The 20315-nt window shown below is 71.7% G+C and carries 18 protein-coding genes; 4 read left to right on the forward strand and 14 right to left on the reverse strand.

Features of this window, described 5'->3' with window-relative positions:
* Positions 1-282: 282 nt before the first annotated feature.
* The 3 genes from AB0I82_RS11655 to AB0I82_RS11665 all read right to left on the reverse strand — a co-directional run bounded on the left by AB0I82_RS11655 (position 283) and on the right by AB0I82_RS11665 (position 4720).
* Positions 283-1926: an MDR family MFS transporter gene (locus tag AB0I82_RS11655; RefSeq protein ID WP_363257020.1), complete on the reverse strand. Its 1644-nt coding sequence runs from the start codon at positions 1924-1926 to the stop codon at positions 283-285.
* The gene (locus tag AB0I82_RS11660; protein WP_363257021.1) at positions 1923-3155 is read right to left on the reverse strand and encodes a glycosyltransferase; all 1233 of its coding nucleotides are present in this window, start codon (positions 3153-3155) and stop codon (positions 1923-1925) included. The genes AB0I82_RS11655 and AB0I82_RS11660 overlap by 4 nt, the downstream gene beginning before the upstream one ends.
* Positions 3156-3406: 251 nt before the next feature.
* Positions 3407-4720: a UDP-glucose/GDP-mannose dehydrogenase family protein gene (locus tag AB0I82_RS11665; RefSeq protein WP_363257022.1), complete on the reverse strand. Its 1314-nt coding sequence runs from the start codon at positions 4718-4720 to the stop codon at positions 3407-3409.
* Between the two features lie 155 nt (positions 4721-4875).
* On the opposite strand from AB0I82_RS11665, the gene AB0I82_RS11670 reads away from it, so the two are divergent.
* On the forward strand, positions 4876-5529 hold the full coding sequence (locus tag AB0I82_RS11670; RefSeq protein WP_363257023.1) for a TetR/AcrR family transcriptional regulator: 654 nt from the start codon (positions 4876-4878) through the stop codon (positions 5527-5529).
* Positions 5530-5539: 10 nt separating this feature from the next.
* On the opposite strand, the gene AB0I82_RS11675 is transcribed toward AB0I82_RS11670, so the two are convergent.
* Positions 5540-7660, reverse strand: coding sequence for an NB-ARC domain-containing protein (locus tag AB0I82_RS11675; RefSeq protein WP_363257024.1), 2121 nt, complete (start codon positions 7658-7660; stop codon positions 5540-5542).
* Between the two features lie 219 nt (positions 7661-7879).
* Here AB0I82_RS11675 and AB0I82_RS11680 point away from each other — a divergent pair, with 219 nt between their 5' ends.
* Complete coding sequence (locus AB0I82_RS11680; protein ID WP_363257025.1) at positions 7880-9010, forward strand: LLM class flavin-dependent oxidoreductase; 1131 nt, start codon at positions 7880-7882, stop codon at positions 9008-9010.
* Positions 9010-9756: a glucose 1-dehydrogenase gene (locus AB0I82_RS11685; protein WP_363257026.1), complete on the forward strand. Its 747-nt coding sequence runs from the start codon at positions 9010-9012 to the stop codon at positions 9754-9756. The genes AB0I82_RS11680 and AB0I82_RS11685 overlap by 1 nt, the downstream gene beginning before the upstream one ends.
* A 58-nt stretch (positions 9757-9814) precedes the next feature.
* Here AB0I82_RS11685 and AB0I82_RS11690 read toward each other — a convergent pair whose 3' ends face one another.
* Genes AB0I82_RS11690 through hsaA form a run of 5 tightly spaced genes read right to left on the reverse strand, consistent with a single transcriptional unit; the run spans position 9815 to position 15005 of the window.
* The gene (locus AB0I82_RS11690; protein ID WP_363257027.1) at positions 9815-11485 is read right to left on the reverse strand and encodes an FAD-dependent oxidoreductase; all 1671 of its coding nucleotides are present in this window, start codon (positions 11483-11485) and stop codon (positions 9815-9817) included.
* Positions 11485-12009 (reverse strand): flavin reductase family protein, encoded by a 525-nt coding sequence (locus AB0I82_RS11695; RefSeq protein ID WP_363257028.1) that lies wholly within the window; start codon positions 12007-12009, stop codon positions 11485-11487. The genes AB0I82_RS11690 and AB0I82_RS11695 overlap by 1 nt, the downstream gene beginning before the upstream one ends.
* Positions 11997-12908, reverse strand: coding sequence for a VOC family protein (locus AB0I82_RS11700; protein ID WP_363257029.1), 912 nt, complete (start codon positions 12906-12908; stop codon positions 11997-11999). Before AB0I82_RS11700 ends, AB0I82_RS11695 begins: the two co-directional genes overlap by 13 nt.
* A gap of 34 nt (positions 12909-12942) precedes the next feature.
* Entirely contained in the window at positions 12943-13836 is an 894-nt protein-coding gene (hsaD, locus tag AB0I82_RS11705) for a 4,5:9,10-diseco-3-hydroxy-5,9,17-trioxoandrosta-1(10),2-diene-4-oate hydrolase (protein ID WP_363257030.1), read from the reverse strand.
* Complete coding sequence (gene hsaA / locus AB0I82_RS11710; protein WP_363257031.1) at positions 13836-15005, reverse strand: 3-hydroxy-9,10-secoandrosta-1,3,5(10)-triene-9,17-dione monooxygenase oxygenase subunit; 1170 nt, start codon at positions 15003-15005, stop codon at positions 13836-13838. The genes hsaD and hsaA overlap by 1 nt, the downstream gene beginning before the upstream one ends.
* Positions 15006-15147: 142 nt before the next feature.
* On the opposite strand from hsaA, the gene AB0I82_RS11715 reads away from it, so the two are divergent.
* On the forward strand, positions 15148-16011 hold the full coding sequence (locus AB0I82_RS11715) for an IclR family transcriptional regulator (protein ID WP_363257032.1): 864 nt from the start codon (positions 15148-15150) through the stop codon (positions 16009-16011).
* A 24-nt stretch (positions 16012-16035) separates the two neighbouring features.
* Here AB0I82_RS11715 and AB0I82_RS11720 read toward each other — a convergent pair whose 3' ends face one another.
* From AB0I82_RS11720 to AB0I82_RS11740, 5 genes are all read right to left on the reverse strand, one after another.
* Positions 16036-17049: a ferredoxin--NADP reductase gene (locus AB0I82_RS11720; RefSeq protein ID WP_363257033.1), complete on the reverse strand. Its 1014-nt coding sequence runs from the start codon at positions 17047-17049 to the stop codon at positions 16036-16038.
* Positions 17042-17284 (reverse strand): hypothetical protein, encoded by a 243-nt coding sequence (locus AB0I82_RS11725; RefSeq protein ID WP_363257034.1) that lies wholly within the window; start codon positions 17282-17284, stop codon positions 17042-17044. The genes AB0I82_RS11720 and AB0I82_RS11725 overlap by 8 nt, the downstream gene beginning before the upstream one ends.
* A gap of 1 nt (position 17285) precedes the next feature.
* The gene (locus AB0I82_RS11730) at positions 17286-18434 is read right to left on the reverse strand and encodes a Rieske 2Fe-2S domain-containing protein (protein WP_363257035.1); all 1149 of its coding nucleotides are present in this window, start codon (positions 18432-18434) and stop codon (positions 17286-17288) included.
* 118 nt (positions 18435-18552) lie between these two features.
* On the reverse strand, positions 18553-19467 hold the full coding sequence (locus tag AB0I82_RS11735) for an SDR family oxidoreductase (protein WP_363257036.1): 915 nt from the start codon (positions 19465-19467) through the stop codon (positions 18553-18555).
* Positions 19464-20261 (reverse strand): SDR family oxidoreductase, encoded by a 798-nt coding sequence (locus AB0I82_RS11740; protein WP_363257037.1) that lies wholly within the window; start codon positions 20259-20261, stop codon positions 19464-19466. The genes AB0I82_RS11735 and AB0I82_RS11740 overlap by 4 nt, the downstream gene beginning before the upstream one ends.
* Between the last annotated feature and the right edge of the window lie 54 nt (positions 20262-20315).

Below are 20315 nucleotides of genomic sequence, written 5' to 3' on the forward strand. Positions count from 1 at the left end.
GATCGTACGGACCGGAGGCACGGGGAACGCCTCGTGCGGCCGGTGCGGCGGCTTGCGCGGCCGGTGCGGTGGCGGCTTGCGCGTTCCCCGCCCCCAGGAGCCCGCCGGCAATGGCTGTACCACCGGCCGCACTCAGAAGCGTGCGGCGTCGCATCCCCTGCATGAGTTCACCTTTTCGGCAATGGGCAGGCCACATTGCCTGCCCCGAATTCAGAAGGTGAATGGACGTTAAGTTTTCTCTGACGGACGGGTCAAGAGGCGCGACGCAGCTCCCCGCATGTGTCACTCGTCCGAAAGCTTGAGGTTCGGCACCCGCAGCACCGCGACGAGGAAGGCCAGCAAGGTCACCGCCGCGCCCGCCAGGAACACAATGCGCATCGCGGCTACATAGCCCTCAAGGAAGGGCAGCGCCAGGCGCGCGTCGAGGGTGTGCAGGAAGGCCGAGTCCTCCAGATTCAGGCCGCCGTGCGGACGCAGTACTCCGCTCAGCGCCCGGGCATTGTCGGGCTCCTCGGCGAGCCGGCGCAGGGACGGCTGGCGGAACGCCGCGTCGAGCCGTTCCCCGATCCTCGACCCGGCCAGGGAGAAGAGGATCGACAGGAAGGCCGCGGCGCCGACCGTGCCGCCGTTCGACCGGAAGAAGTTCACCGAGGCGGTCGCGGCGCCCATGTCCGTACGCGGCACCTCGGACTGGGCCAGCGTCGTCATGGTCTGCATCGCCGCGCCCAGCCCCGCTCCCATGAAGAGCATGCCGATCGAGACGTACCACAGCGGGCTGTCGACGCTGAGCGTCGCGTAGACGAGCATGGCGGCGGTGAAGCAGCCGATGCCCGTGACCAGGTGCACCTTCAGGCGCCCGGTACGGGAGATCAGCCGGCCGACCGTCAGGGTGACGGCGACGTTGGCGACCGTGGTGGGCAGCATGGCCAGCCCCGCCGCCATCGGGCTCATGCCCTGCGCGAGTTGGAGGTACAGCGGCAACGTGGTCATCGCACCGAACATGCCGATGCCCACGACGAAGTGCAGGAGGACACCCAGGCGGAAGCTGCGGACGTGGAAGAGACGCAGGGGCAGCAGCGCCGCCTCGCCCATGCGCCGTTCGATCAGTACGAAGGCGACGAGTCCGATGGCGCCGGTCGCGTACAGGGCGAGGGCCGGCGGCGAGGCCCAGCCCCAGCTGCGGCCCTGCTCGGCGATGACGAGGAGGGGGACGACGCCGACGGCGAGGGCGAGCGCGCCGCCGTAATCCAGGCGGTGCCGTACGGGCTGGTGCGGCACGCGGCGCAGTACGCGCGTGATCACGGCCAGGGCCACTGCTGCCAGCGGCACATTGATGAGGAAGATCCAGCGCCAGCCGGTAATGCCGAGCAGCGTGCCACTGCCCGCGAACACGCCGCCGACCACCGGCCCGACGATGCTGGACCCGGCGAAGACGGCCATGAACCAGCCCTGGTAACGGCCTCGTTCGCGCGGCGAGGTGATGTCCGCTATCACGGTCATGGCCAGCGACATCAGACCGCCGCCACCGAGGCCCTGGACCGCGCGGAACGCGGCCAGCTGGTGGATGGACGCGGCGAAGCCGCACAGCAGCGACCCGGCGGCGAAGAGCAGGATCGCGACCAGGTAGACGGGGCGGCGGCCGTGGATGTCGGAGAGCTTGCCGTACAGCGGCGTGGCGATGGTGCCGGTGACGAGGTACGCGGTGGTCACCCACGCCTGAGCGGTCAGCCCGTGCAGGTCGTCGGCGATGGTGCGGAGCGCGGAGGAGACCACGGTCTGGTCGAGCGCGCCGAGGAACATGCCGAGCATCAGGCCGGACAGGACGGTGACGACCTCGCGGTGGGACAGCCGCGCGGGCGGCCCGGCCTCGTCGGCCGGTCCGCCCGCGGGCCGCTCCGGCTTCCGGAGGGCGTCGGAGGAGGTCACGCGTGCTCTCCGACGAGCCTCTCCAGATCGGCCACCGCGTGCTCGATCTCCGGCAGCGCCAGCATCTCCAGCCGCGCGCGGCGGGCGGTGGCGGCGGCGCCGGGATCGGCCAGTACCTGCCCGCAGGTCGCGGCGATGCCGTCGGGGGTGGGGTCGGTGATGTGCCGGCCGAGGCCCAGCTCCTCGACGCGCTGCGCGTTGGAGGGCTGGTCGCCGAACTGCGGGAGGACCGCCAGCGGCGTCCCGGTGCGCAGCGCCTCGCGGATGCTGTTGAAGCCGCCGTGGGTGAGGAAGAGGTCGACGCACTCCAGGAGGAGCGGCTGCGGCAGCCGGTCGGTGACGTGGACGTGCGGCGGCAGCGCCGTGGTGTCCACCGGTACGCCGGCGGTGGCGACGATCACCGTGCATTCGTCCAGCGCGGCCGCGGCCTCGACGATGGTCTGCAGCAGCTTGGCGGGGTCGGGGATCTCGAAGGGCATGTCCGGCTGCTGCCCCTGGTCCCGCCGCTGCTGGATCATGGGCAGCGCCGTGCCGAGAGCGGCCCACACCAGCGGCCGGTCGGTGGGCAGTCGGGCGACCCAGGAGGGCAGTACGGAGCTGCGGTCCACGTTCACGGTCTGGCGGTACGCCCAGGGAGCCGGCAGATGGCGGGCGAAGGAGAAGTCCGCCGGTACGTAGTCGACGCGGCCGTGCCGGACGATCGACAGCGGGTCCTCCTGAGCGGGCAGCCCGAGTTGGGCGCGCAGGGCGTTCAGGCCGGGGTGGACCAGCGCCGGGTCGAGGACGTTGCTCGCGCCCGAGGGCGTGGGCAGCTGGGGAATGCCCAGTTCCTCGGCGATGAGGCAGGAGCTGAGGTCCATGCCGTCGCGCAGGATGAGGTGCGGACGGAAATCCAGTACGACGGGGCGCAGCAACTCGCGGAGCTGCTCGGCCATCGGGCCGGACAGGGCCCGGACCATGAAGCGCATCACGGCGGCCTGCTGCTCCTCCGGACTCAGCGCCGCGGTGTCCGCGATCCCGGCCAGGTCCTTTGCCGGGTCGACGAACTTCTGCGGCTCGAATTCCGGCAGACAGGTCAGGACGTGCAGGTCGTCGTGGCGGAAGAGCGGGGCGAGCTCCTCATTGGTCGCGACGCGCACCTCGTGCCCCGCCGCCGCGAGGGCGCGCAGGAGGGGCAACTGGGCACGGCCGTGTGAGGGACTGCCGAGGGTGGTGCACAGGACTCGCATGGGAGGGGCCTTTCGGTTGGTCTGGGCTGGGCTGGGGGTGGGGGTGGGGCGACAGGCCCCGGTCACTGTCAGTGGTGGGTTGTAGCGTTTGTGGGAGTGCGGTGGAGGCGGGGGAGGGGGCTTTCATCGTCGGCCGGGGTCGTCCCGGCGGCTCTCCCCGGAATGGGGAGAGGGAGGGGCCCTGCCAGGAATCAGGCGGCAGAGAGCGGCCCTGCCAGCGCTCACCCGGCCAGCCCTCACCAGGCCACCGCTCACCCCGCCATAGCCCAAGCCCTCCCCACGCTCTGCCGCACCAGCCCCACCCGCTCCAGCCGCCCCTCATCCAGCACGTTCCGGAAGTCATGGACGATGCGGCCGTCGAGGCGCGCGGCGACTGCCTCCCAGTCCAGTTCGAGGAAGTCGGGCCATTCGGTGAGTACGAGGACGGCCTCGGCTCCCTCGGCCGCCTTGAGCGGATCGTCCACGAGCGTGACCAGGTCGCTCAGGTCGGGCCGGGTCTCGGTCAGCGCGGGGTCGTAGGCGTACAGTTCGGCGCCGCGTTCCCGCAGCTGCCGGGCGATGGCCAGTGCGGGCGAGTCGCGCAGGTCGGCGGTGCCGGCCTTGAACACCAGGCCGTACAGGGCCAGTCGTACGCCGTCGAGCGAGCCGTCGCCGCGCGAGGACTGAGCCGCGACGCGCTCCACCAGGCGGGCCTGGTGCTCGACGTTGGTCTCGATGGTGGCGCGCAGCAGCGGAAAGTCGATCCCGGCCGCCTCGCACACGGACAGCAGCGCGTGGGTGTCCTTGGGGAGGCAGGAGCCGCCCCAGCCGGGGCCCGGCTGCAGGAAGGCGGCGCCGATGCGCGGATCGTGGCCGATGCCCGCCGTGACGTCGCCGATGTCCGCGCCGAAGCGCTCGCACAGCGTCGCCAGATTGTTGGCGAAGGACAGTTTCATGGCGAGGAAGAAGTTGGCCGCGTACTTGGTGAGTTCGGCGCTGGCGGCGTCGGTGACGACCAGCGGTGCCGCGAGGTCGGTGTACAGCTCCGCCACTCGCCGGGCGGCCTCGGCGTCCGCTCCCCCGACCACGATCCGGTCCGGGTGCAGGAAGTCGTGCACGGCGCGTCCCTCGCGGAGGAACTCCGGGTTGCTCACCACGGAGACGTCCGGCCGGCCGAGCAGCGCGGCGACCCGGTCCGCCGTACCGACCGGCACCGTGGATTTGTTGACCACGACGGCGCCGTGCGGCAGTTCGGTACGGATCTCCTTTGCTACGGCCTCGACGGCGGCCAGGTCGGCGGCGCCGCCCGCGCCCATGGGTGTCGGGAGGCAGAGGAAGACCACGTCGGCGTCGCGTACGGCGGCCGGGGTGTCCCCCACGAATTGCAGGAGGTCCGATTCCAGCCCTTCTCGGACCAGTTCCGGCAGTCCGGGTTCCAGGATGTCGACCTCGGCCCTCCGCAAGCGCTCGACCTTGCCCGGGTCGGCGTCCGCGCACACCACCCGGTGCCCGAGGGAGGCCAGGCAGGCGCCGGTGGTCAGGCCCACGTAACCGGTACCGATGACGGCAACTCGTCTCTCAGCCACTGCTGTTCGCCCCTTCGAATGATCGTCGGCGATCGACCCTAGGCATGACCCCTGGAGCAGGTCAACGATCGATGACAACAAGCGATGACTTCCGGACACGGCGCGAATCCTGGACCATGTGCTGCTGAACGACGAGCCGAAGAAGGTACGAACGCGTGGACGGATCGACAGTGAAGGCGACGGACGACATCAAGGACGACACCGGCGAACGGCCCGTACGGGCGCGCAAGAACAGCGCGGCGGACACCCGCAGCGCCCTGATGGCGGCCGCGGCACTGCGCTTCGGGAGGTACGGCTACGACGGCGCCAGCATTCGGGACATCGCCGGTGACGCGGGGGTCGACGCCGCCCTCGTATACCGCTATTTCGGCTCCAAGGAAGCCCTGTTCGCGTCGGTCACCATGGACACCGCGATCTTCGACTCGCTGCTGGAGGTGCCGCTCGACGAGGTCGCCGCCTGGGTCTCCGACTTCGTCTCCACAGGCCCGTCGGACGAGGCACTGCCGCACCCGTTGTTGTCCGTGCTCCGCTCGTCCAGCCGCGAGGAAACCGCCCGGATGTTCCGCGACAACGTCGCCGAGGTGTTCTCCGGCCGGTTCGCCGAGCGCCTGGAGGGACCCGACGCGGAGCTGCGCGCCGAGCTGCTCGCCGCCTGGCTCCTCGGTACGAGCCTGATGCGGGCGTTCCGCACCCCGGCCCTGGACGCGGCCACGACCGCCGCCCTGGAGTCCCACCTCCGCGCCGGCGTCACCGGTCTCGTCAACCCACGCACCTGCGACTGCGGCTGCACCTGCCCGTGCGGCGTTTGAACCGGCGCCCTCACGAGCCGGGCCGCGCGTCGGACGGAACCTTACTGAGGGTGTACGTAATGCCGGCGTCCAGGTCGGTGTCGTAGCCGGCGCGGAAGGCCGCCTCGTACGCGTCGTCGCCGAGGGCGTCGCGGGCCTGCTGTTCGCAGGCTTGGTGGGCGGCGACGAGTTCGGCGACGCCGGCCTGCGCCCGGCCGATGGTCTCCCAGACTTGTTGACCGAGGCCGAGCAGCCGGGCGGCGCGCTCGCCCTGACCGGTGGCCACCGCCGCCGCGGCCAGCACGTCCAAGCTCAGCCCGACCGCCGCATTGTCTTGCAGCCGGTGTGTCACCTCAAGGGCCAGCCGGCCGTACACCTGCGCGGCTTCGTACCGACCGCGCGCCAGCTCGGCCTGTGCGCGCAGGAGGTGGCCGAGGGCACGTGCCAAGCGTTCACCATGACGGTCACAAACGGCCCGTAGCTTCTCCTCATGGGCGATGGCTTCCTCGATGCGGCCCTGGGCGACGTACGCGCGGATGCTCGCCAACCGGGCCCAAAACCCGGGGACGGTGAGCTCACTGCCGTGTCGCCCGGTGCCGAGCAGGCGCTCCGCCAAGCGCTCCACCTGCCCCGGGTCACTGCGCAACGTCGCCGCGCACATGGCCAGGGCCAGCGCGAAATCCGCCGCATCGGTGTCACCGAGACGCTCGGCGTCCACGGCGCACTCGGCGCTCCGGGCGGCGGTGGCGTCGGCATCGCACAGGATCACCGAGGCCAGGCCGCAGGCCCACAGGGCCCGGTTGCGGATCCGGCTCGGCTCCGTATCCGCGGCCAGGGCCTGGTCCAGATACAGGCGCCCCTCCCGGGCGAATTCGCAACCGAGCCAGAAGAACCACAGGGTCCCGCCCAGTTCCAGCGCGGTGTGGTCTCCCGGCGCCGGAGTGGTCAGGCAGAACTCCAACGCGGCACGGATGTTGTCGTAATCGCCGGTCATCCGGTCGTACCAGGCGTACTGGTCGGGCCCCAGCCAGGCGGCGGAGCCTGCCCGGGCCAGCGCCAGGTAGAAGTCCCGGTGGCGGCGGCGCGCCCGGTCCTCCTCGCCCAGGCGCCGCAGCCATCCGGCGCCGTACTCACGGATGGTGTCCAGCATCCGGAAGCGCGGGCCGTCGCCCAAGGACGGGGCGGAGGTGAGGAGAGAGGCGTGGGCCAGCGCGTCCAGCAGGGCCGGGATTCTTTCCGCGGGGAGTTCCGTATCGGCGCACACCCTCCGGGCCGCGTCCGCGTCGAAGCTGCCGGCGAACACCGACAGTCGTGCCCACAGCAACCGTTCGGCGGGGGTGCACAACTGGTGGCTCCAGCCGATCGCGGTACGCAGCGCTTGATGCCAGGGCGGCTCGGCGTCGTGGGCCACCTCATCGGTCTGGCCGAGTACGGCGAAGCGGTCCGCCAGCCGCTCGGTCAGGTCGGCCACGGACAGCTCGCTCAGCCGCGCCGCGGCCAGTTCGATGGCGAGGGGGAGGCCGTCCAGGCGCCGGCACAGTCGGACGAGGTCGGGGCGGTTGGTGGCGGTGACGGTGAAGCCGGCCACCGCCTCGGTGGTCCGCCGGGCGAGCAGCGCCATCGCGTCCGTCTCCCCCGTCCCCCGGTCGTCGGCCTCGGGGACCGGTAGCGGGGCCACCGTCAGCACCCGTTCCTCGATGATCCGCAGCGGGCTGCGGCTGGTCACCAGGATGCGCAGCCCCGGGGCCGCCGCCAGCAGCGCCTGCGCGATCACCGCGCAGGTGCCGGTCAGGTGTTCGCAGGTGTCCAGCACCAACAGCAGTTCCCGGTCCGCCAGATACTCGGCCAGCACCTCGATCATCGGGCTGCTCGTCCGATCGACCAGCGGGAGCGCCTCGGCGATGGCGTGCGGCAGCAGCGTGCCTCGCTGCAGTGTCGACAGCTCCACCCACCACGCACCGTCCCGCAAGCGCGGCTGTGCCTCGGTCGCGGCCCGCAGGGCCAGCCGGGTTTTCCCCACACCGCCGACGCCGGTCAGGGTGACCAGCCGGGATTCCTCGAACAGCCGCCGGGTCCGGTCCAGCTCCACGTGACGACCGATCAACTCGCTTGCCTCGGCGGGCAGCCGCCCCGTCTGCCGCTGTACCGACACGATCACTCCTTCTCCGAAAAGGCCAGACTGCCGCCTCTCACCACGCCGTAGGACCGGGCGGGAGAAAACGATCGATGCCGACCGGCTGTGGACCGTAACGGACCCGGGCGGACCACAGTGCGCGTGCATCCCACACCCTTCCCAGAGACCCGTGCGCCTGGTAGGACTATTTCTAATAGAAATAGTCGGGACAGTAATAGTCGAGCGAAGGAGCCCGTCGTGAAGTTCTCGATGATCTTCGAGGCGCAGATGGCCGACCCGTCTCCCGCATCCGAGCAGCAGGTGATCCGGGACTGTGTCGAACAGGCCGTGTTCGCCGAGGAGATGGGCTTTGACCGGATCTGGGCGGTCGAGCACCACTCGCTGACGCAGTACGCGCACATGAGCGCGTCCGAGGTCTTCCTGTCCTGGGTGGCGGCGAAGACCTCCCGGATCCGGATCGGCCACGGCGTGGTGACCATGCCCTTCGGCTACCAGCACCCGGTACGGGTCGCCGAACGGTCCGCCATGCTCGACGTGCTCTCCGGCGGCCGCGTCGACATCGGCTCCGGACGCGGCGCCACGAAGCAGGAGATGTCCATGTTCGGGGTGCGGCCCGAGGACACCTATCCGCAGATGGAGGAGGCGCTGCGGATCGTCAGCAGCGCCTGGCGCGAGGAGACCTTCGAGTGGCACGGGTCGCTCGACATCGGCCCCGGCGCCGTGCTCCCCCGCCCCGTCCAGGCCCCGCACCCGCCGCTGTTCATGGCGTGCAGCAAGCACGACACCCTCAAGCTCGCCGCCGAACTGGGCGTCGGGGCACTGGTGTTGGGCTTCGCCGGCGCCGACGACATCCGCGAGATGCGCAAGGTGTACGACGAGGCCATCTCCGTACGCGGTACCGAGCGCTTCGTCTCCACCGAGGTCAACGACCACTTCTCCGCGCTGTGTCCGACGATCGTCCTGGACGACGCCGACACCGCCTACCGGATCGGCACCCGCGGCCAGCGGTTCTTCGCGGAGTCCATCGCGCACTGGTACGGGAACGGCCCGAAGCCGACCGTGTACGCGGAGGACGAGGACCACGTCGCCGCGATGGGGCGCCGCCGCGACGAGCTCGTCGCCAAGCTGCACGAGGCGGACATCCCGGCCCGCCCCGCCGACACCGGCACCTACAACGCCGAGCACGCCTACGGCACCGCGGAGACCGCCATCGACTACGTCGAGCAGCTGCGCAGGATCGGCGTCGACGAGGTGATGTGTCTGATCCAGATGGGTACCGTGCCGCAGGACGTGTGCATGGAGACCATCCGGCAGTGGGGCGAGACGGTCATCCCACACTTCCGCGCCCTGGAAGGGAACGCGCGCTGATGGCGCCGCGGCTGACCGGGAAGGTCGTACTCGTCACCGGTGCGGGACGCGGCCAAGGTGCCGCCGAGGCCCGGCTGTTCGCGGAGCACGGGGCGCGCGTCGTCCTCACGGATGTGCAGGAGGACGCGGGTCACGAGGTCGCCAAGTCGCTCGGCGACCAGGGGGTCTTCGTCGCCCACGATGTGACCGACGCGGTCGGCTGGCAGCGCGTGACCGAGGCCGCGCTGGATGCCTTCGGCCGGATCGACGCGCTGGTGAACAACGCCGCGCTGTGGCGCACCGCGCCCATCGAGGAGGAGAGCGAGGCGAATCTGCAGCGGCTGCTCCAGGTCAATCTGGTCGGGCCGTTCCTCGGTCTTCAGGCGGTGGTGCCCGCGATGCGTGCGACGGGTGACGGCGGGTCGGTCGTCAATATCTCGTCCACGGCGGGGCTGGTCGGCATCCAGGGGCACGCCTCGTACGGGGCGACGAAGTTCGGGCTGCGGGGGCTCACCAAGTCCGCGGCGCTCGACCTCGCCCGGCACCGCATCCGGGTCAATTCCGTGCACCCCGGCATGGTGGACACCCCGATGGTCGCGGCCGCGCTCGGCGCCGACGCCGGGGAGCGCGAGTGGCCGAACGTACCGCTGCGCCGGATGGGCCGCCCGGAGGAGGTCGCGGAGCTGGTGCTGTATCTGGTGTCGGACGCGTCGGCGTACGTCACGGGCGCCGAGTTCGCCATCGACGGCGGGCTCACCGCGCAGTAACCAACGAAAGCAGCAGGAAGCCCGCCGGTTCCGTACCGGCGGGCTTCCTCGTATTGGATCAGCGCGAACTCAGCTTCTCCGCAATGGCATTGACCGCGATCCAGCTGAACGTCATCGCGGGCCCGATCGTCGCCCCCGGCCCCGGGTACGTCTCGCCCATCACCGCGGCCGAGGCGTTCCCGGAGGCGTACAGGCCCTCGATGGCCGAGCCGTCCTCGCGCAGCACGCGGGCGGTCGCGTCGGTGACCGGGCCGCCCTTGGTGCCGATGTCGCCGGGGTGGACGGGGACGGCGTAGAAGGGCGGCTTGGTCAGTGGGGCGAGGTTGGGTGCGGGGAGGGTGGGGTCGCCGTAGTAGCGGTCGTAGACGCTGTCGCCGCGGCCGAAGTCCTCGTCGCGGCCCGCGCGGGCGAAGCCGTTGAAGCGGTCGAGGGTCGTCCGCAGCCGGTCGGCGGGCAGGCCCGTCTGTGCGGCCAGCTCCTCGACCGTGCCCGCCTTCTTCACGAAGCCGTTCGCCGTCCACTTCTTCGGGAACGGCTGCCCCGGCAGCAGCCCCATGAAGACGTACCGGGCCTTGGAGGTGGCGTCGAGGATCAACCAGGAGGGGACGGTGGAGGCGGCGGGCCGGTGGTTGGCGTACATCGCGTCCACGAACTCGTGGTACGGCGCGGCCTCGTTGGCGTACCGTGCGCCGGACTGGTCGACGATCACCATGCCGGGGATGCCGCGGTCCGCGACCAGGAAGAACGGCTTCTCGCCGGGCGCCACCACGGACGGGGCGCCCCACACCTTGTCCATCAGGTCGGTGGCGGCGCCCGCCGCGACGGCCGCTTCGAGGGCGTCCCCGGTCTGGCCCTCCGCCGCCGAGGACCACTCGGCGGAGGTGGGCGCGGGGAGGTACTTCTCGCGCAGCCGGTTGCTGTGCGAGAAGCCGCCGGAGGCGAGGACGACGCCGCCGGTGGCCCGTACGGTGACTTCCCGGTTGCCACGCGCTACCCGTACGCCCGTCACCCGGCCGTCCTCGGTCACGAGGGAGGCGAGCGGCGCGGAGAGCCACAGGTCCGCGCCGAGCCGGCCGAGCGAGTGCCGCATGCGGGCGACCAGCGCCTCCCCGAGCGCCACCGGCTTCCGGCCGGTCGCCCGGTCCTTCAACGCCTGGAGGCCCACCTTCAGTGAGGTGCGCCGGCCCGCCCACGTGCGGGCCGCCATGTTGAGGTAGCGGAAGTCGTAGGAGGTGATGGTGAGGCCGTACGTGGGCAGTCCGGCGCGGCGCAGGGTGCCGTACTGTTCCGGGGTCAGCCGCTTGAGGTCGAAGATCTCCGGTTCGATGGAGCGGCCCTGCGGGTAGCCGCCGAGGCGCTCCGGGTAGTAGTCGCTGTACCCGGGGGTGTACCGGAAGCGGACGGCGGTGCGGTCGTGGAACTCGCGGACCATCGACGGGCCGTGCTCCAGATACGCGTCCTTGCGCTCGGCCGGTACGCGGTCGCCGACCGTCGCGTCCAGGTATGCGCGCGCCTTCTCCCTCGTGTCGCCCAGGCCCGCGGCGTCCAGGTGGAAGTTGCCCGGTACCCAGATGGCGCCGCCGGACAGCGCGGTCGAGCCGCCGTACCGGTCGGTCTTCTCGACCACGAGCGCGGTGAGGCCGCGCAGTCGGGCGGTGAGGGCCGCGGCCATCCCTGCGGCGCCCGACCCGATCACCACCACGTCGTACGTGTGATCCCAGGCGTCCATCAGAAGGCCCCCACTGCGTAGCGGCTGCGGAAGTAGAGGAGCGGGCGGCCGTCCTCGGGCGCGTCGAGGGCGAGTACTTCGGCAGTGACCAGATGATGGTCGCCGGCCTCGTGCACGGTGCTCAGTACGCACTCGATGTGCGCCAGCGCTCCGTCGATGCGTACGGTGCCGTGCTCGCCGGTGGTCCAGGGCACGCCGGCGAACTTGTCGGGGCCGCTGCGGCCGAGCGCGGCGCAGATCTCCCGTTGGTGCTCGGCGAGGATGTTGACGCAGAACCGGCCGGTCCGTTCGATGCGCGGCCAGCTGGTGGAGGCCTTGCCGACGGCCAGCATGACCAGCGGTGGGTCGAGGGAGAGGGAGGCGAAGGACTGGCAGGCGAAGCCGGCCGGGCGGCCGTCGTCGTCCAGGCCCGCGACGATCGTGATGCCGGTGGCGAACCGGCCCAGCACGTCCCTGAACCCGGCCGGGTCCACCGTGCCGCCGGTGCGCCGCGCCGTCCCCGTGCCGCCGATCAGCCGTTCCACCGGTGCCCCCAGAAACTGTCGGCGGTGATCTCCTTGGCGACCCAGGTGGCGGGGTCCACGATCAGCCCGTCCCAGCCGTACTCGACCTGGAAGCCGCCGGGTGCCTGGGCGTAGAAGGAGACCATCCGGTCGTTGGTGTGCCGGCCGAGGGTCGAGGCGATCGGTATGCCCGCGTCGTGCATACGGTCCAGGCCGCGCCCCACGTCGTCCAGCGTCTCCAGCTCGACCATGAAGTGCACGATGCCGGGCGGCAGTTCACCCGGATAGAGGCCGAGGCTGTGGTGGCGCCGGTTGGGGCTGAGGAAGTGCATCAGGTGGAAGTCGCGCTGCTCCTTGGCGGTGGGGACGGCCTGCGGGGGCAGCTTCATGGAGTCGCGCAGCTGGAAGCCGAGCACGTGCTCGTAGAAGTCCAGCGCCGCTTCGATGTCGGGGACCGGCAGGACGACGTGGCCCAGGCCCAGGTCTCCGGTGCCGTCGGCCGTGCCGGTGACGAAGCGGTTGCCGTACGGGGTACCGAGCGGGGTGTGGTCCTGCGCCTGGCCCCAGTAGAGCTCCAGCGGGTTGCCACAGGGGTCGGTGAACTGGATCAGGCCCTGGACACGGCGCTCGGCGAGTACGGCGTCGTCGGCGGCCTTGACGGCGACACCGGCCGCCTCCAGTTCTCGCCCCGCGGCCGCGAGCGCGGCGGCGTTGGCGACCTCCCAGCCGGCGGCCTGCAGCCGGTCCGTGGTACCGCGGACGATGGCGAGGCGGTGGGCGCGGTCGTCGATGCGCAGGTACAGCGTGTCGTCGTCGCTGCCGGTGGCCGCCACCATGCCGAGGAGGTCCAGCGCGTACGTGCGCCACTCCTCGAACTTGGTGGTCTCCACGCGCAGATAGCCCAGTGCGCGGATGTCCATGATGGGTCTCCTTCCAAGCGTTGCGGGAGGGGCGTCAGTGGGAGAAGCTGCTGTTCATTGGAGAAAAGAAGGCGATGGCGAGGCGGTTGAACTCGTCGGCCTGCTCGGTCTGCGCCCAGTGGCCGCAGTGCGGGAAGACATGCAGCCGGGCGTCGGGGATGGTCTTCAGGGCCACCAGCGCGCCGTCGAGCGGATTGGTGCGGTCCTCACGGCCCCAGGTGAGCAGGACGGGCTGGGTGATGCGGTGGGCCTCGCGCCAGAGCATCCAGTCCTGCGCCCAGGCGGGGTTGGCGAAGGCGGCTGCCATCCGGGCGTTGCCGAGCTTGGTCTCGGGGTCGGTGGCCGAGGCCCAGCGTTCCTCGACCAGTTCGTCGGTGACGATGGACTGGTCGTACGCCATGACGCTCAGGAAGGCGCGCAGCTGTTCCTTGGTCGGCTCGGGCGCCGCCTGGAATTCGAAGAGCCGCTTGATGCCTTCGGTCGGGTCGGGCGCGAAGAGGTTGAGGGAGATGCCGCCGGGGCCCATCAGCAGCAGCTTGCCGACCTTGGCCGGGTGGTTCAGTGCCATCCGGACGGAGGTGCCGCCGCCGAGCGAGTTGCCGATGAAGTGGGCCTGTTCGATGCCGAGTTCGTCCATCAGGGCGGCGACGGCGCCGGCGCTGTAGCTGAAGTAGTCCTTGTCGAGCTCGGGCTTGGCGGAACGGCCGAAGCAGGGTTGGTCGACGAGGAGGGTGCGGAACGTCCGGGCGAAGACGGGCAGGTTGGAGCCGAAGTTGCTCCAGCCCGAGGCGCCGGGGCCGCCGCCGTGCAGCATGATCACCACGGGCGCGTCGGCCGGACCCGCCTCGTGGAAATGCAGCTCGATGCCGCCTGCCTTGACCGTGCGGGACGTCGACTCGTACGTGATCGCCATGAGCTGATCCCCCATCAGAGCATCGTGTCCTGGATGTCGAGGCCGAGCGCTGCCTGTCCGAAGAGCACCAGCGCGCGCTCGGGGTCGTTGGCGGCGTGCCCGCGGCCGGTGTGCGCGTCGCGCCAGGCGCGCTGGACGGGGTTGGGGCCGTTGCGCATCGCGCCGCCGCCGGCGTTCTCCACCAGCAGATCCACCGCCGCCACCGCGCGTTCCGTGGCGAGCACCTGGTCGCGGCGGACGCGGGCGCGCAGCTCCGCCGACGGGTCCTCGCCGCGCTCCGCGCACGCGTACAACTCGCTCATGTTGCGGCGCAGCTGCAGCCAGCAGGCGTCGATGTCGCTGGCAGCGCGGGCGATGCGGACCTGCGCGAAGGGGTCCTCGGCGACCTTCTGGCCGTAGGAGACCCGGATGCGCTCCTTGGTGGCCGCCGTGTACGCCTCGTACGCGCCCTCGGCGATGCCGACGATCGGGGTGGAGATGGTGGTGGTGAAGACCGAGGCGTACGGCAGCCGGTACAGCGGCTCGGGGTTGAGCTCCTGGCCCGGCGTCCGCAGCGCGCTCACCGGGCCGAAGCTCAGCGCCCGGTAGTCGGGTACGAAGGCGTCCTTGATGACGATGTCGTTGCTGCCGGTGCCGCGCAGGCCCACGGTGTCCCAGACCCGGTCGATGGTGTACTGGGTGCGGGGCACGAGGAAGGTGCGCATGTCGACCGGCGTGCCGTTCTCGCCGAGGACGAGGCCGCCGAGCAGCGCCCAGTCGGCGTGGTCGCAGCCGGAGGAGAAGTGCCAGCGGCCGGAGATCCGGAAGCCGCCGTCGGCCACGGTGACCTGGCCGGTCGGGGCGTAGGAGGAGGCGATCCGGGTGGTGCGGTCCACGCCCCAGACCTCCTCCTGTGCCCTCGGGTCGTACAGGCCGACGTGCCAGGGGTGGACGCCGACCACGGAGGCGACCCAGCCGGTGGAGCCGCACGCCTTGGCGATCTCCTTGACCGCCTCGTAGAAGAGCACCGGGTCCGCCGCGCAGCCGCCGTACGCCCGGGGCTGCAGCAGCCGGAAGAATCCGGTCTCCTCGATCTCCTTGACCGAGGCGTCGGGCACCCGGCACAGCTCCTCGGCCTCGGCGGCGCGTTCGCGGAGCACGGGGGTCAGCTCCCGGACGGCGGCGAGGACCTCGTGTTCGCTCATGGGCGTCCCCTCTCGGGTCGTGGACGTGCGAAGTTGCCGTGAACGTACGCCTGACTATTTCTTTTCGAAATAGTGGGTTCCCGCTGAGCGGGAAGCGTGGCACGCTCTCGGCATCCCTCCCCGCTCCTCGCAGGAGTCGCCGATGACCGTGCAGTCCGCGCAGTCCCCGCCGTCGCTTCTGGAGAAGGCCGCACTCGTCCTGGGTGCTTTCCAGGGCGCCACGCCCCGGCTGACGCTCACCGAGGTGGTACGCCGCTCCGGGCTGCCCCGCTCGTCCGTGCACCGCATCCTCGACCAGTTGGTGCAGCTCGGCTGGCTGGAGCGGGACGGCCGGGACTACCGTCTGGGGATGGGAATGCTGGAGCTGGGCGCGATGGCCGCGCACCACAACCGGCTGCGCCGGGCCGCGCTGCCGCATCTGCACGCGCTGCACGAGAAGACCGGGCACGTGGTGCACCTCGCCGTGCTCGACGGACCCGAAGTGGTGTACCTGGAACGGCTCGGCGGCATCGCGGACGCGTCGGTGCCGTCCCGGATCGGCGGCCGGCAGCCGGCGTACTGCACGGCCACCGGCAAGGCGATCCTGGCGTTCGGCGAGGCGGCGCTGGTCGCGGAGGTGCTGCGGGCCGGGCTGCGGCCGCGCACGGCGTACACCCTCACCCGGCCCGGACCCTTCCGCGCGGAGCTGGCGCGGATCCGCGAGCGGGGCGTGGCCTTCGACCGGGAGGAGAGCTTCCGCGGCGTGGCGTGCGTGGCGGCGCCGCTGCGGGGCGCCGGGCGCGCGATCGCCGCGGTCTCGGTGTGCGGCAACGGCCTCCACCGGGAGCTGGAGCGGCTGGCCCCGGCGGTGCGGGGGACGTCGCGGGCGATCTGGGCGTCGCTGTACGGTCCGGGGCGGGCGGCGGCCGTCCCCCGTACGGCCGCCGCGCCGGTCCCGGAACCGGCCCTGGAACCGGCGCAGATGGACACGATGATGTCGTGGATGCGGTTCGCGGAGTGGATGTGAGCCCTCGCGAGCCGGGCTCCCGGGTCAGGAGTAGCTGACCGCGATCTCGTCGGTGAGGGGTACGGCCTGGCAGGCCAGCACATACCCCTCGGCGAGGTCCTGTTCGTCCAGTACGTCGTTGCGGAGCATCTTCGTCTCGCCGGACACGATCCGGCAGGCGCACGCGCCGCAGGAGCCCTCGCGGCAGGAGTACGGAGCGTCGACGCCCGCCGCGAGCAGCGCGTCGAGCAGGGGGGTGCGGGTCGGCCAGCGGACCGTACGGGTCTCGCCGTCCAGCTCCACCGCCACCGTGCCGCCGCCCTCCTCCGCCACCGGAGCGTCCGGCGTGTCGAAGACGTCCGCGCCGAGCGAGAAGAAGCGTTCCCGATGGACGCGGCGGCCGTCCAGCGCGTTCTCGACCGCGTCCATCAGCGGTGCGGGCCCACACACGTACGTGTCACGCGCCGCGTACGGCGCGAGCACGGCGGCCAGCCGGTCCGCGGCGGGCAGCCCCTGGACCGACTCCAGCCAGTGCAGCACGACGAGGCGTTCCGGGAAGTCCTCGGTCAGCTCGCGCAGCTCGTCGCGGAAGATGACCGCGGACTCGTCGCGGTTGGCGTACAGCAGCGCGACCCTGCCCCGCCCGCCGGCCAGCGCGGACTTGGCGAGGGAGACGACGGGCGTGATGCCGCTGCCGCCCGCGACGAGCAGCAGGTCGCGGTCGAGCGAGTCCGGCGTGAAGGTGCCCGCCGGGGGCAGTACTTCGAGCTCGTCCCCGGTCGCCACGTGGTCGCAGATCCAGTGGGAGCCGTAGCCGCCGGCCACCCGCTTGACGGTGATCTTCAGGGGCTCGCCGGTGTGCGGCGAACTGGACAGGGAGTAGCAGCGGGCGGCCGTACCGCCGTCCGCGCCCGGCAGCTTCAGGGTCAGGAACTGCCCGGGACGGTAGGCGAACCGGTCCTCGTCCCCCGCAGGCGGCTGCAGTACGAGCGACCGCGCCTCGGCCGTCTCCTCGATCACTTCGAGGACCCGCAGCCGGTACGTACGCGGCTCAGGCATCGGCGGCCTCCAACGTGGTGACGCGCAGGATTCCCTCGGCCGCGGCCCGGTCGATGCTGTCGCGCAGCGCCGCGCAGGTCCGGATCCGCGCTGCGGTCTCCCCCGCGGCCACCAGGGCGCCGAACTCCGGGCAGGCGGCCGCCGCTTCGGCCGTCCACTGCACGGAGGTGTGGGCGGGGCTGAACTTCTCGCACAGGACCTGATTGCCGCAGGCCACGCACTCCACCGGCTGCATGTCAGGCCCCGGCCCCCGTCTCCGCCGCCCGGCGGGCCAGGTTTTCGTCGACCTCCGCGCGCCACGCCTTGTTGGCCCGCTCGGTGTCGATCTCGAACTCGAACCGCCGCGTCATCTCCTCCGGCACCTCGGCCACGTCCCGGTAGAACTGCTCGTACCAGCGGCGCAGCTGGTAGACCGGGCCGTCCTCCTCGGTCAGCAGGGGATTGTCGATGCGGGTCTTGTGCCGCCAGATCTCCACGTCCTGCTCGAAGCCGGTCGCAAGTCCCCGGGAGGTGGCCGCCGCGGTCTCGGCGGCCTCCGCGTCGGTCATGCCGGGCAGCTTCTTGACGATCGCGCCGTATTGCAGCAGGAAGCTGTGCTCGTCGATCGGGTAATGGCAGTTGATCAGCACCATTTCCATTTCGAGACCGTCCGCGCCGGGCACCGGGGACCAGAGGCGGTCGATCATGTAGGAGGGGCCGTAGTACGAGGCGTCGGAGCGCAGCGGGGCGCTGAGGCCGCCCAGGTCCACGTCCTCGCGCGGGGTGCTCTCCATGTACTGGGTGGCGATGTGCCCCTCGAAGACGTTCTTGAAGTACGTCGGGAAGGCGTAGTGCACGTAGTAGAAGTGCGCCATGTCGACGATGTTGTCGACGATCTCCCGGCAGTTGGCGCCTTCCACCCGGAGGGTGTGCCAGGTCCAGTCGCTCCACTCGTCGCTGAAGGCGCCCTCGATGCGCGGGATGGTCACCTCGGGGGGCGGCGGGTTGCCCTCGGGGTCGTGCCAGACGAACAGCTGGCGGTTCTCCTCCAGGGTGAGCCAGGCGCGAGTGCGGGCGCGCGGGGGGACGCGGCGGGCGTACGGGACCTCCGCGCACCGGCCGTTGCCGGACCAGCGCCAGTCGTGGAACGGGCAGGCGAGGGTGTCGCCCTTGACGGAGCCGTGCGCGAGGTTGCCGCCCATGTGCGGGCAGTAGGCGTTCAGTACGTGCAGCGTGCCGTCGTGCTCCCCCTGGAAGACCACCAGTTTGGTGCCGAACGCCTCGATCTCGTGCGGCTTCCCGTCCTTGAACGCGTCGGCGAGGCCGAGGCAGTGCCAGCCGCGGGCGAAGCGGGCGGGCGGCCGGCCCGCGTCGATGACGCGGACCTGGTCATGGAGAGCACTCATCTTCTCTCGTCCTCCTCCGGGCAAGGGGCTGTCCGGGGAGGCTAGGGCGGGGCCGGGCCGCGCCGGGAGGCCGAATTCCCGGTGAGCGGGAAAGCGGCCCCCAGCGGGCGGGCAGGGCTCAGCGCGCCCCGTACACCGGCTGCGGCGGTTCGGCCGCCGCGAGCAGTTTCCGCGCGGTCTCGCCCGCCTCGGCCGGGGTCCAGCGGGCGCCCTTGTCGGCGGTGGGCCCTGGACGCCAGCCCTCCATGACGGTGATCCGCCCGCCCTCCGCCTCAAAGATCCGGCCGCTCACCCCGTCGGAGGCGGCGGAGGCCAGCCAGACGACGAGCGGGGAGACGTTCTCGGGGGCCATGGCGTCGAACTCGTCCTCCCCCGGGGCCGCCATCGTCTGCGCGAAGGTCTCCTCGGTCATCCGGGTGCGCGCGGCCGGGGCGATCGCGTTGACCTGGACGCCGTACCGGGCCAGTTCGGCGGCGGCGACGAGCGTGAGGCCGACGATGCCGGCCTTGGCGGCGGAGTAGTTGCCCTGGCCGACGCTGCCGAGCAGCCCGGCGCCCGAGCTGGTGTTGATCACCCGGGCCTCGGGTGTGCGCCCGGCCTTCGCCTCCGCGCGCCAGTGCGCCGCGGCGTGCTTCAGCAGCAGGAAGTGGCCCTTGAGGTGGACGCGCAGTACGTCGTCCCAGTCGTCCTCGTCGAGGTTGACGAGCATCCGGTCGCGGAGGAAGCCCGCGTTGTTGACCAGCGCGTCCAGCCGCCCGTACGTGCCGAGCGCGGTGCTGATCAGCGAGGCCGCGCCGGCCGCCGTGGCGATGTCGCCGCCGTGCGCGACCGCCTCGCCGCCGGCGGCCCGGATCTCGTCGACGACCTGCTGAGCCGGCCCGGCGGCGGCCGCGCCACTGCCGTCCAGGCCGACGCCCAGGTCGTTGACGACCACCTTGGCGCCCTCGGCGGCGAGGGCGAGGGCGTGCGCGCGGCCCAGGCCGCGGCCGGCTCCGGTGACGACGGCGACGCGTTCACTGCACAGTCCGGTCATGGCGTGTGCTTCCCTTCCGTGTGGTTGACGGTGGCGGCGTCGAGGAACGCCGGGCGCTCCCCTCCCCCGTGGACGAGCAGACTCGCGCCGCTGAGGTACGCGGCACGGCCGGAGGCGAGGAAGACGCAGGCGTCGCCGATCTCGTCGGGTTCGGCGAGCCTGCCGAGCGGTACGGTGCGGCCGACGGCGGCGAGCCCCGCCTCGTCCCCGTAGTGCAGGTGGGACAGTTCAGTGCGGACCATCCCGAGGGTCACGGTGTTGACACGTACCTCCGGGGCCCATTCCACGGCCATCGAGCGGGCCAGGTTGTCCAGGCCCGCCTTGGCGGCACCGTAGGCCGCGGTGCCCGGTGACGGGCGGCTGCCGCTGACGCTGCCGATCATGGTGATCGAGCCGCCGGTGGGTCCCTCGCGCAGCAGGTCGTACGCGGCGAGCGAGGCGTTCAGCGGGGCGAGCAGGTTGAGTTCGACGACCCGCGCCGCGTGCCGGCTGCCACCGTCGGCCAGCAGGCGGTACGGAGTGCCGCCCGCGTTGTTGACGAGCGTGTCCAACCGCCCGTACTCGCTCTGTACGGTGGCGAAGAACGCGCCCACCGCGTCCGGGTCCCGGAGATCCACGGAGTGGAAACGGGCGGTGCGTCCGGCCGCTTCGACGGGCCGGTCGGGGGGCCGGCGCGCGCAGGTCACCACCTCGGCCCCGGCTTCCAGCAGGGCGCGCGCGATGCCCGCGCCGACGCCCCGCGTGCCGCCCGTGACGACGGCGACGTGTCCCGACAGATCGATGATCGCTGGCATTCAGCACCTCCCGCGGCGCGCCGTCCGCTGCTACCTTGCCTGCAACACGCGCCT

This window comes from Streptomyces sp. NPDC050315 (assembly GCF_040655775.1).
In the GTDB taxonomy this organism is placed as follows: Bacteria; Actinomycetota; Actinomycetes; order Streptomycetales; family Streptomycetaceae; genus Streptomyces.

What these genes read in the sequence shown, in the direction of transcription:
- AB0I82_RS11660 (WP_363257021.1), bottom strand. Translation starts at nt 3,155, where the DNA reads ATGCGAGTCCTGTGCACCACCCTCGGCAGTCCCTCACACGGCCGTGCC.
- AB0I82_RS11685 (WP_363257026.1), top strand. Translation starts at nt 9,010, where the DNA reads ATGGCGCCGCGGCTGACCGGGAAGGTCGTACTCGTCACCGGTGCGGGA.
- AB0I82_RS11690 (WP_363257027.1), bottom strand. Translation starts at nt 11,485, where the DNA reads ATGGACGCCTGGGATCACACGTACGACGTGGTGGTGATCGGGTCGGGC.
- AB0I82_RS11700 (WP_363257029.1), bottom strand. Translation starts at nt 12,908, where the DNA reads ATGGACATCCGCGCACTGGGCTATCTGCGCGTGGAGACCACCAAGTTC.
- hsaD (WP_363257030.1), bottom strand. Translation starts at nt 13,836, where the DNA reads ATGGGGGATCAGCTCATGGCGATCACGTACGAGTCGACGTCCCGCACG.
- hsaA (WP_363257031.1), bottom strand. Translation starts at nt 15,005, where the DNA reads ATGAGCGAACACGAGGTCCTCGCCGCCGTCCGGGAGCTGACCCCCGTG.
- AB0I82_RS11715 (WP_363257032.1), top strand. Translation starts at nt 15,148, where the DNA reads ATGACCGTGCAGTCCGCGCAGTCCCCGCCGTCGCTTCTGGAGAAGGCC.
- AB0I82_RS11720 (WP_363257033.1), bottom strand. Translation starts at nt 17,049, where the DNA reads ATGCCTGAGCCGCGTACGTACCGGCTGCGGGTCCTCGAAGTGATCGAG.
- AB0I82_RS11725 (WP_363257034.1), bottom strand. Translation starts at nt 17,284, where the DNA reads ATGCAGCCGGTGGAGTGCGTGGCCTGCGGCAATCAGGTCCTGTGCGAG.
- AB0I82_RS11730 (WP_363257035.1), bottom strand. Translation starts at nt 18,434, where the DNA reads ATGAGTGCTCTCCATGACCAGGTCCGCGTCATCGACGCGGGCCGGCCG.
- AB0I82_RS11735 (WP_363257036.1), bottom strand. Translation starts at nt 19,467, where the DNA reads ATGACCGGACTGTGCAGTGAACGCGTCGCCGTCGTCACCGGAGCCGGC.
- AB0I82_RS11740 (WP_363257037.1), bottom strand. Translation starts at nt 20,261, where the DNA reads ATGCCAGCGATCATCGATCTGTCGGGACACGTCGCCGTCGTCACGGGC.